Source organism: Mycolicibacterium arseniciresistens (assembly GCF_030519285.1).
Classification (GTDB): domain Bacteria; phylum Actinomycetota; class Actinomycetes; order Mycobacteriales; family Mycobacteriaceae; genus Mycobacterium; species Mycobacterium arseniciresistens.
The window spans coordinates 1-9854 of the sequence record NZ_JAUMSQ010000164.1 but is presented as its reverse complement, the minus strand read 5'-3'; the positions used below and the strand labels follow the sequence as shown (position 1 = coordinate 9854).

The window sequence follows — 9854 nt, the reverse complement described above, 5'->3', positions numbered from 1 at the left end:
GTCCGGCCCGCGGCCAACGTCGCCACCGCCGGTGTCGCCGCCCCGGTGCTGTCGACCCTGGAGGACGTCGCCAGCATCGGCCTGGTGTTCGTCGCGCTGCTGCTGCCCGTGCTGGTGCTGGTCGCACTGGCACTGATGGTGTGGGCGGCGGTCGCGCTGCTGCGCCGCCGGCGACGGCGTCGCCGGGCCGAGGCGGACGCCAGGGTGCTCGAGCCGCGCGCCTGAGCGCCGGGAACGCCGCTGCGCGGCGGGCTAGATCCAGACGCCCTTACCGACGGCGACCACCCCGCCGGCGCTGATCGCGAAGCGTTCGCGGTCCTTCTCCAGGTCGACGCCGACCATCTCCCCCGGCCCGACGACGACGTTCTTGTCCAGGATCGCGTGGCGCACCACCGCTCCCCGCCCGACGCGGGCGCCGGGCATGATGACGCTGCCCTCGACGATCGCGCCGTCGTCGATGACGACGTTGCTCGACAGCACGGAGTTGCGCACCGACGCCGCGGAGATGATGCTGCCTGCGCCGACCACCGACTCCTGCGCGGACCCGCCGTTGACGAACTTCGCGGGCGCCAGGTTGCCGGACTCCCCGCGGATCGGCCAGCGCTTGTTGTAGAGGTTGAACACCGGGTGCACCGACACCAGATCCATGTGGGCGTCGTAGAACGCGTCGAGGGTCCCGACGTCGCGCCAGTAGCCGTGGTCGCGTTCGGTGGCGCCGGGCACCTCGTTGTTGGAGAAGTCGTAGACGGCGGCCATGCCGTCGGACACCAGGCGCGGGATGATGTCGCCGCCCATGTCGTGATCGGAGTGGTCCTCGTCCGCATCGGCGCGGATGGCGTCGATGAGCACCTTGGTGGTGAAGATGTAGTTGCCCATCGACACGAAGGCCTCGTCGGGGTTGTCCGGCGTGCCCGGCGGGTCGGCGGGCTTCTCGACGAAGCTGCGGATGCGCCCGGACTCGTCGGCGTCGATCACCCCGAACGCGGTCGCCTCGGCGCGCGGCACGCGGATGCCGGCCACCGTCGCCCCGGCACCGCTCTCGATGTGGAACTGGACCATCTGCTCGGGGTCCATGCGGTACACGTGGTCGGCGCCGAACACCACGATGTAGTCGGGATCCTCGTCGTAGATCAGGTTCATCGACTGATAGATCGCGTCGGCCGAGCCGGTGTACCACCGCGGGCCGAGCCGCTGCTGTGCGGGCACCGGGGTGATGTATTCGCCGGCCAGGCCGCTGAGGCGCCAGTTCTGCGAGATGTGGCGGTCCAGCGAATGCGACTTGTATTGCGTGAGAACGCAGATCCGCAGGTAGCGGGCGTTGACCAGGTTGGACAGCACGAAGTCGATGAGCCGGTAGGCGCCGCCGAAGGGAACCGCGGGCTTTGCCCGGTCGGCCGTCAGCGGGTAGAGCCGCTTGCCTTCCCCGCCGGCCAGGACGATGCCCAGCACGTGTGGCAATTCCCTCATGACTCAAACCTATCCGCCGGTACCCAACAGGGCCAGCCATTGACCGTTTTGAAGGCCGGTCTGTCAAGGCGTTTGGCACCGGAACCTTCATCGCGTACCCGCCTTGCGGCAGCTTCAAAACAAGCCTGCGGCGGCGCGTCGTGACAACTACCGTCGTAACCATGCGGGTGGCGATGATGACGCGGGAGTACCCACCCGAGGTGTACGGCGGGGCCGGCGTGCACGTGACCGAACTCGTCGCCCAGCTCCGCAGACTGTGCGATGTCGACGTGCACTGCATGGGCGCGGAACGCCCTGGCGCATTCGTCGCGCACCCCGATCCCGCGCTCAAGGGCGCCAATCCGGCGCTGTCGACGCTGTCGGCGGATCTCACGATGGTCAACGGCGCCGGCCAGGCCGACGTGGTGCACTCGCACACCTGGTACGCCGGTCTGGCAGGCCACCTCGCGGCGCTGCTGTACGGCGTTCCGCACGTGCTGACGGCCCACTCGCTGGAGCCGATGCGGCCGTGGAAGGCCGAACAGCTCGGCGGCGGCTACCGCATCTCGTCATGGGTGGAGCGCACCGCCGTGGAGGCCGCCGACGCCGTGATCGCGGTCAGCGCGGGCATGCGCGCCGACGTGCTGCGGACCTACCCGGCGCTCAACCCCGCCCGTGTGCACGTCGTGCGCAACGGCATCGACACCGACGTGTGGTACCCGGCGGAGCCGCAGACCGGCGAATCGGTGCTGGCCGAACTCGGCGTCGACCCGAACCGGCCGATCGTCGCCTTCGTCGGTCGGATCACCCGGCAGAAAGGCGTCGCCCATCTGGTCGCCGCCGCCCACGGCTTCGCCCCCGAGGTCCAACTGGTGCTGTGCGCGGGCGCGCCGGACACGCCGGAGATCGCCGCCGAGGTGACGGCGGCGGTGCAGGAACTGGCACGGGCACGCACCGGGGTGTTCTGGGTGCGCGAGATGCTGCCGATCGGCAAGATCCGCGAGATTCTGTCAGCAGCAACGGTTTTCGTGTGCCCGTCGGTCTACGAGCCGCTCGGCATCGTCAACCTCGAGGCGATGGCGTGCTCGACGCCGGTGGTGGCCTCCGACGTGGGTGGTATCCCCGAGGTGGTCGCCGACCACCAGACCGGGCTGCTGGTGCACTACGACGCCAAGGACACGGCGTTCTTCGAGACCAGGCTGGCCGACGCGGTCAACTCCCTGGTGGCCGAACCGGCCAAGGCCCGCGAGTACGGGCAGGCCGGCAGGCAGCGCTGCATCGAGGAGTTCTCCTGGGCGCACATCGCCGAGCAGACCCTGCAGATCTACCAAGACGTCTGCCCGTAGCGGGGCCGGAGCCGGCCGGCCGACTAGCTGGTGACGCCCTTGAGTTCGTCGCCCAAGGCGGCCGCCTCGTCGGGTGTGAGTTCGACGACGAGTCGACCACCGCCTTCAAGTGGTACCCGCATCACGATGCCGCGCCCCTCCTTGGTTGCTTCCAGAGGACCGTCGCCGGTCCGGGGCTTCATCGCCGCCATCGAGTGCTCCCTCCACCATGAACCTTCCCGCCAAGTGTGGCTGCGCCACACCTGGTCGGCCGGGCTGCCCACTCGTCGGCAGCACCCGGCGCTGAACTGCTACGACCTCCATTGTTCCCTATCCACCGGGGTGGATGTGCAAGACCCGTCGATGACGCGCCCGCGACGCCGCCAAGATCAGTCCGCGACGGCCCCGGTGCGCTGCCCAGCGGCGGCCGGAACCCAGCAGTCCGCGACGTGGTCGTCGACCATCCCGGTGGCCTGCATCAACGCATACGCCGTCGTAGGACCGACGAACCGGAACCCGCGCCGCTTGAGCTCCTTGGCCATCGCGGTGGATTCCGGTGTGACAGCGGGGACCTGCGAGAGGTCGGCGGGCCGCGGCCGGGCCGCCGGCGCGAAGGACCACAGCAGTTCGCCGAGGTCCTCTCCGGCGTCGGTGAGGTCGGCGACCGCGCGCGCGTTGGCGATGGTGGCGGCGATCTTCGCGCGGTTGCGCACGATCCCGGTGTCGGCCAGCAGACGGTCGACGTCCCGGTCGGTGAACCGGGCGACCTTCTCGGCGTCGAAGCCGGCGAAGGCACGCCGGAAGTTGTCCCTCTTGCGCAGAATGATCAGCCAGGACAACCCGCTCTGGAAGGCCTCGAGGCTGATGCGCTCGAACAGCGCGCCCGCGTCGTGCAGCGGCACGCCCCACTCGGTGTCGTGGTAGTCGCGGTAGAGGGCGAAATCCGGCGGCGCCAGCCGGCTCTGGTCGATCCAGCCGCACCGCGTCCGGCCGTCGTCCTCGCTGGGCGTGCTCACGGCTGGTCCGGCTCGCCCGACGGCGCGGCGTGCGCCCCGGCCTCGGCGGGGTCCCGCCGGGCCCCGGTGTCCGCGTCGAGTCCGTGCGCACCGCGCACCGCGGCCAGTTCACCGCGCAGCTGGTCGAGCTCCTGGCCGAGCCGGTCGAGCACCCAGTCGACCTCGCTGGCCTTATAGCCGCGCAGGGTCTGGGTGAACTTGAGCGCCTCGACGTCCACGCCGGTGACGCCGGAGGCGGGCAGCACGGTGGCCGTGGTGTCGCGGGGCAGGGGCGGCAACGACTCCCCCCGGCCGAACAGCACGCTGCCCACCGCGAAGAGCACGATGGCCACCAGCACCAGCACGACCAGATACAGCAGGATCAGGGTCACGTCCCCGATACTGCCTGACCGGTGTGACAGCCCGCGAGAAGGTCAGCGGGGACGCAGCGTCACCATCGGTGGCCGGTCCTCCAGCGACACCCCGGACGAGCGCGGCGTGTAGCCGTCACCGTCGGCGAAGAACTGGGTGAGCCCCACGCCGGAGTCGGTGATGCCGCACCGGGTGAGCAGGGTGGCGATCACCTGCCGGCTCATGGACGCCAGTTCGGTCAGCGGACGGTTGCGGTGCACCCGCACGCCGAGATTCACCTGGGCCAGCGCGTCGAGGCCGAGCCGGTCGTAGGCGTCGACCAGCAGGCCGATCTCCACCCCGTAACCCGGGGCGAACGGCACCGCTGTCAGGAGCTCGCGAGTGCCCGCGTACTCGCCGCCCAACGGCTGGAGCACGCAGGTCAGTTCGGGGCGCAGCGAGGCCAGCAGCGGACGCGCCACCAGTTCGGTGACCCGGCCGCCGCCGTTGGCGTCCTCACTGCCGCTCACCTTGAGCGGACGGCGGTAGAAGCCCTTGACCAGGTGCACGCCGTCGCAGGTGAGCAGCGGCCCCAGCAGTTTCGGCACGAACATCGGATCGGGGTCGATCAGGTCGGAGTCGACGAACGCGATCACGTCGCCTGTGGTGGCCGCCAGCGACCGCCACAGCACCTCGCCCTTGCCCGGTTGCGGCGCCACCTCGGGCAGCGCCGACTCACGGCTGATCACCCGCGCACCGGCGGCCATGGCGCGGATGGCGGTGTCGTCGGTGGAGCCGGAGTCCAGCACGATCAGTTCGTCGACGAGGCCGCCGAGCAGTGGCGTGATGGTCTCGACCACGCTGGCCACCGTCGCCTCTTCGTTGAGCGCGGGCAGCACCACCGAAACGGTGCGGCCGGCCTTGGCGGCCTCGAGTTCGGCGACGGTCCACGACGGTCGGTTCCAGCTGTGGTCGGCGAGCCAGCGGTGCCGTGCGATCGCGTCGGCGTCGGTCAGGTCGGCCGTCAGATCAGATATCGCAGTCATGCCAGTCCCCTCACCGTGCGCGTCGGTGGACGCACGCCCTGTATCGACGCGACCATCTCCAGTACGCGTCGAGTGGGTCCGACCTCGTGCACACGGAACATAGCCGCTCCTGCCGCCGCCGCGAGTGCGGTGGCGGCGAGCGTGCCCTCCAGGCGTTCGGTCAGACCCACACCGAGAGTCTCCCCGACGAAGTCCTTGTTGCTCAGGGCCATCAGGACCGGCCATCCAGTTTTTACAAGGTCTTCCACGTGACGCAACAAAGTAAGACCGTGGTAAGTGTTCTTGCCGAAATCGTGCGTCGGATCGATCAGCACGCGGTCTTTCGGGACTCCGGCGGCGACGGCCCGTTCGGCCGACTGCGTCACCTCGGCGATGACGTCGTCGACCACTCCGCGCTCGGATATGCCGTAGTGCACACGGAATGGCCTGGTCCGCGGGACGGCGCCGCCGGTGTGCGAGCACACCAGCCCCGCGCCGAATTCTGCGGCCACCTCGGGCAGGTCCCGGTCGTGCCCGCCCCAGGTGTCGTTGATCAGGTCGGCGCCCGCCGCGCACGCGGCCTTGGCCACCTCGGCGCGCCAGGTGTCGACGCTGATCACGATGTCCGGGTACGCGCCGCGCAGCCACTCGATGAACGGAACGACGCGCGCGATCTCCTCGGCCGCGTCGACCACCATTCCGGGCCCGGCCTTCACCCCGCCGATGTCGACGACGTCGGCGCCGTCGGCGATCACGCGGTGCGCGGCCTGCTTGGCGGCGTCGTCGCTGAAGGTGGCGCCGCGGTCGTAGAACGAGTCCGGCGTGCGGTTCACGATCGCCATGATCAGTGCCCGGTCACCGGCGACCGGGCGGCCGAGAAAATTCGCCGCCACGCGTCCAGGCTAACGACGCCCGCGATTTGGGCGCGGTTACGTTCGCTCAGCGAACGAAACCGCGCCCAAATCACGCGGCTACTTCGGCTTCTTGCCGTCCTTCACCTCGGCCAGGTACTCGTCGTAGTACTCGACGTAGCCCTCGTCCTTGCCGGACAGCACGTAGATCGGATCCTCGATGTCGTTCGCCTCTTCGTCGCCCTCGCCGGAGTTGCCGCCATAGCCCTCCTTGCGCAGGTCGACCTTCTGGCTCTTGAACGTGGAGGTGTGCGCGAGTTCCTCGACCACCCGCACGAACAGCGGCACCGCATACGGGGGCAGCTTGTCGAACGCAGCCTTCGCCAGCGCCTTGCCGTCGAACTCCTTGCCGTCCTTGAGCTGGACGGCCACCATGCCCGCCTTGCCGCCGGTGTCGGGCACCTCGACGCCGAACACCGTGCACTCCTCGACCTGCGGGTCGCTGGAGACCGCGGCCTCGACCTCGGTGGTGGCGACGTTCTCGCCCTTCCAGCGGAACGTGTCGCCCAAGCGGTCGGTGAACGCGGCGTGCCCGAAGCCCTGCGACCGCATCAGGTCTCCGGTGTTGAACCAGACGTCACCCTTCTTGAATGCGTCGCGGACGAGTTTCTTCTCCGACTCCTTCTCGTCGGTGTAGCCGTCGAACGGCTGGAAGTTGCTCACCTTGGACAGCAGCAGGCCCGGCTCACCGTTCTTGACCTTCTTGACCCGGCCCTTGTCGTCGCGCACCGGGTCACCGGATTCCTCGTCGTATTCGACGAAGGCGACGGGCGTCGGGCAGATGCCGGTGGTCTTGTCGACATTGAAGAAGTTGACGAAGGCGGTGTTGCCCTCGCTGGCGGCGTAGAACTCACACACCCGGTCGATACCGAACCGCTCGGTGAAGTCGTCCCAGATCGCGGGCCGCAACCCGTTGCCGCCGATCACCCGCACCCGGTGCTTGCGGTCGGTGTCCTTCTCGGGCTGGTTGAGCAGGTAGGTGCAGATCTCGCCGATGTAGACGAACGCGGTCGCGTCGTACCGAATCACGTCGTCCCAGAATTTCGACGCGGAGAACGACTTGCCGAGCGCGAGCGTCGCGCCAGAGTTGAGCACCGCCGACAGCGCCACTGTCAGCGCGTTGTTGTGATAGAGCGGCAGGCAGCAGTACAGGGTGTCGTCGCTGTTGAGTCGCATGCCGAGGCCGCCGAACCCGGCGAGTGCGCGCAGCCAGCGGTAGTGCGTCATCACGCTGGCCTTGGGCATTCCGGTGGTGCCGGAGGTGAAGATGTAGAACGCCTTGTCCTTGGCCAGCACGGCCGACGCGGTGGAGGGGTTCTCGGTCGGTGCCTCCGCCGCGAGCCGCTTGAGTTCGTCGAGGGTGAGCAGCGCATCGGTGTCCGCGCCGCTCTCCTTGATCGGATCGACGAAGTCCGGGTCGGCGACGACCACGGTCGCCGAGAGCAGGCCGAGGCTGTGCTCGAGCACGTCGCCGCGCTGGTTGTAGTTGAGCATCCCGGAGATGGCGCCGCACTTGACCGCCGCGAGCATGATCAGCACCGGTTCCGGGGAGTTCTTCAGCATGATGCCGACGACGTCGCCGTGGCCGACGCCGCGGGCCGCGAGCACCGCCGCGTAGCGGTTGACCGTCTCGTTCGCCTCGCGGTAGGTGAGCTCCTGGTCCTCGAACTTCAGGAACAGCTTGTCGCCGTAGCGGGCCGCCCGGTCCTGGAAAACCTTGCCGATCGAGGTCTTGGCCGACGGGCGGGCGCCGAAGCCGGTCACCACACCCCGCACGATCGTCGGCGCATCCATCAGTAGGCCCGGCACGCGGCTGGCGATGTCGAGCAGCCCCACGCTGCTGCGGGTGCCGGATTTCTCGTCGGTCATGCGGTGCGTCCCCTCCGGTGGTCGTATGTGCGCAACACCCTATCCCCGCATGTGACTGCCATCACCCGGCCGGTGCGCATACCGCCATGGCGGCGTCGACGTCGTCGACGACAACCAGCCGGTCCAGCGCCCCGGGGGCGACATAGCCGCTGTCGACCAGGCCGTGCAGCCACGCCAGCAGGCCGGCGTAGTGCCCGAACGGGTCGAGCATGACCAGGGGTTTGGTATGCATACCCAAATATCCGGCGGTCCAGGCTTCGAAGAATTCCTCGAGCGTGCCGATGCCACCGGGCAGCGCGACGAAGGCGTCGGCGCGGTCCTCCATCACCTGCTTGCGCTCCCGCATGGTGTCGGTCACGACGAGTTCGTCGGCCTCGACGTCGGCCAGCTCGCGGTGCACCAGCGCCTTGGGGATCACGCCGATGGTCCGGCCGCCGCGCGAGCGCGCCCCGTCGGCGACAGCGCCCATCGCCGAGACGTTGCCCCCGCCGGACACCAGCGTCCAGCCGCGGTCGGCGATCGCCGCCCCCACCCGGGTGGCGAGGTCCATCAGTTCGGGGTGCGTCGGACCCGACGCGCAGTACACGCACACCGCCCACTGGCGGTCGGCGACGGGATCAAGTGGGGATGACACCCCGACAACGTAGACGAGGGACGCCGGGCCCGACGAGCGGCCGACCCGCACGAGCGGCGCCGGCCCGTAGGAGCGGCGGGCATCGGGATTCCGCGGTCGCTGTTGAGCTGCGGGCCATAGGATCCGGCGGTGCCTGTCGACTGGGTGACCACTGACCACGAACCGGCGCTGCGGGCGCTCGAGGCGGGCCTGCGGGACCGCGGCGGCGTGGTGCTGATCGGTCCGGCCGGGGTCGGTAAGACCACGCTGGCGCGGCGGACGGTCGAGCGCCTCGGGCCTGCCGACTGGGTGATCGCGACGGCGCCGGCAGGCGCGGTGCCCTTCGGCGCCTTCCGCGACGTCGTCGACATCCCGGCGCGGGGCAAGACGGCGGCCGTGCTGCGGTCCGCCGAGGCGGCGCTGGCCGGGCGGCTGATCGTGGTCGACGACGCGCACCTGCTGGACCGGCTGTCGGCGACCCTGCTGCACCGGCTCGCGGTGGGTGGCAAGACGCGGCTGGTCGTCACGGTCGGCGGCCCAGCGACCGACGAGGTGGCCGCGCTGTGGAACGACGACCTGCTGGCCCGGGTGCACGTGGACCCGGCGGCTCACGATGATGCCCGGCTGGAGACCCAGGTGGCGGAGTTCCTGGCCGACCTGCCCGCGGCCACCCGCAGAGCGGTGCACTACCTGGTGGTCACCGATCCGGTGCCGCTGCCGGTGCTGCTGGCGCTGGTGGGTGACGACGCTGTCGCCGACGCACGGCGTCACGGTCTGATCGACGTCGATGGCGAGCTGGTGCGGGCCGGGCACCCGCTGTTCGTCGACGCGGCCCGCGACGAACTGGGCGGACCGGATCTGCGCCGGATGCGCACCGAACTCGTGGAGCGGCTGGCCGCCGCCGGGCCGGGCGGGGTGGTCGACCGGCTGTGGATGGCCGTCCTGGCGGCCGAGAGCGACTTCGAGCTGCCGGGCGACGTCATGGCCGAGGCAGCGGCCGAGGCGCTGCGGTTGGGCGACCTCGACCTCAGCGAGCAGCTGGGCCGGGCGGCGGTCACCCCGGCCAGCGGGCTGGCCACCCGGCTCCCCCTGGCCTACGCGCTGGCATGGCAGGGCCGCGGCCGCGACGCCGACGCCGTGCTGGCCGCGATCGATCCCGCCGGACTCAGCGAGGACGACCTGATGGAGTGGGCGCTGCCGCGGGCGGCGAACCAGTTCTGGATGCTGTCGGAGCCGGAACGCGCGACGGCGTTCCTGCGCACGGTGCGCGGCCGGGTGTCCGCGCCGGGCGCCCGCGCGACGGTCGATGCGCTGTCGGC

The 9854-nt window shown here is 70.1% G+C and carries 11 protein-coding genes; 3 read left to right on the top strand and 8 right to left on the bottom strand.

Going from position 1 to position 9854, the window contains the following annotated elements; genetic code table 11:
• Nucleotides 1-225: DUF4126 family protein (locus Q2100_RS19535; protein WP_302915387.1), on the top strand; the 225-nt coding region annotated here is incomplete at its 5' end.
• A 27-nt stretch (nucleotides 226-252) separates the two neighbouring features.
• Here Q2100_RS19535 and glgC read toward each other — a convergent pair.
• Nucleotides 253-1467, bottom strand: coding sequence for a glucose-1-phosphate adenylyltransferase (gene glgC / locus Q2100_RS19530; protein ID WP_264014291.1), 1215 nt, complete (start codon nucleotides 1465-1467; stop codon nucleotides 253-255).
• Nucleotides 1468-1628: 161 nt separating this feature from the next.
• Here glgC and glgA point away from each other — a divergent pair, with 161 nt between their 5' ends.
• Nucleotides 1629-2792 carry a glycogen synthase gene (gene glgA / locus Q2100_RS19525; protein WP_302915386.1) on the top strand — a complete coding sequence of 388 codons (1164 nt, stop codon included), beginning with the start codon at nucleotides 1629-1631 and terminating at the stop codon, nucleotides 2790-2792.
• Nucleotides 2793-2815: 23 nt separating this feature from the next.
• Here the strand turns inward: glgA and Q2100_RS19520 are convergent, their stop codons facing one another.
• The 7 genes from Q2100_RS19520 to Q2100_RS19490 all read right to left on the bottom strand — a co-directional run bounded on the left by Q2100_RS19520 (nucleotide 2816) and on the right by Q2100_RS19490 (nucleotide 8556).
• Nucleotides 2816-2983 (bottom strand): DUF3117 domain-containing protein, encoded by a 168-nt coding sequence (locus Q2100_RS19520; RefSeq protein ID WP_003406247.1) that lies wholly within the window; start codon nucleotides 2981-2983, stop codon nucleotides 2816-2818.
• Nucleotides 2984-3160: 177 nt separating this feature from the next.
• The gene (locus Q2100_RS19515) at nucleotides 3161-3787 is read right to left on the bottom strand and encodes a DNA-3-methyladenine glycosylase I (RefSeq protein WP_302915383.1); all 627 of its coding nucleotides are present in this window, start codon (nucleotides 3785-3787) and stop codon (nucleotides 3161-3163) included.
• Complete coding sequence (locus Q2100_RS19510; protein WP_264014289.1) at nucleotides 3784-4158, bottom strand: DivIVA domain-containing protein; 375 nt, start codon at nucleotides 4156-4158, stop codon at nucleotides 3784-3786. The genes Q2100_RS19515 and Q2100_RS19510 overlap by 4 nt, the downstream gene beginning before the upstream one ends.
• Nucleotides 4159-4200: 42 nt before the next feature.
• Entirely contained in the window at nucleotides 4201-5163 is a 963-nt protein-coding gene (locus Q2100_RS19505) for a glucosyl-3-phosphoglycerate synthase (RefSeq protein ID WP_302915382.1), read from the bottom strand.
• Nucleotides 5160-5984, bottom strand: a complete 825-nt coding sequence (gene folP, locus Q2100_RS19500) for a dihydropteroate synthase (RefSeq protein WP_407667660.1) — start codon at nucleotides 5982-5984, stop codon at nucleotides 5160-5162. Before folP ends, Q2100_RS19505 begins: the two co-directional genes overlap by 4 nt.
• 129 nt (nucleotides 5985-6113) lie before the next feature.
• The gene (fadD6, locus tag Q2100_RS19495) at nucleotides 6114-7922 is read right to left on the bottom strand and encodes a long-chain-acyl-CoA synthetase FadD6 (RefSeq protein WP_264014287.1); all 1809 of its coding nucleotides are present in this window, start codon (nucleotides 7920-7922) and stop codon (nucleotides 6114-6116) included.
• A 61-nt stretch (nucleotides 7923-7983) separates the two neighbouring features.
• Entirely contained in the window at nucleotides 7984-8556 is a 573-nt protein-coding gene (locus tag Q2100_RS19490; protein ID WP_302915380.1) for a cytokinin riboside 5'-monophosphate phosphoribohydrolase, read from the bottom strand.
• Nucleotides 8557-8685: 129 nt separating this feature from the next.
• Here Q2100_RS19490 and Q2100_RS19485 point away from each other — a divergent pair.
• On the top strand, nucleotides 8686-9854 hold a 1169-nt coding region (locus Q2100_RS19485), incomplete at its 3' end, for an ATP-binding protein (RefSeq protein ID WP_302915379.1).

Coding starts and splice junctions, on each gene's coding strand:
- glgC (WP_264014291.1), bottom strand. CDS start 1,467: ATGAGGGAATTGCCACACGTGCTGGGCATCGTCCTGGCCGGCGGGGAA.
- glgA (WP_302915386.1), top strand. CDS start 1,629: ATGCGGGTGGCGATGATGACGCGGGAGTACCCACCCGAGGTGTACGGC.
- Q2100_RS19520 (WP_003406247.1), bottom strand. CDS start 2,983: ATGGCGGCGATGAAGCCCCGGACCGGCGACGGTCCTCTGGAAGCAACC.
- Q2100_RS19505 (WP_302915382.1), bottom strand. CDS start 5,163: ATGACTGCGATATCTGATCTGACGGCCGACCTGACCGACGCCGACGCG.
- folP (WP_407667660.1), bottom strand. CDS start 5,984: ATGGCGATCGTGAACCGCACGCCGGACTCGTTCTACGACCGCGGCGCC.
- fadD6 (WP_264014287.1), bottom strand. CDS start 7,922: ATGACCGACGAGAAATCCGGCACCCGCAGCAGCGTGGGGCTGCTCGAC.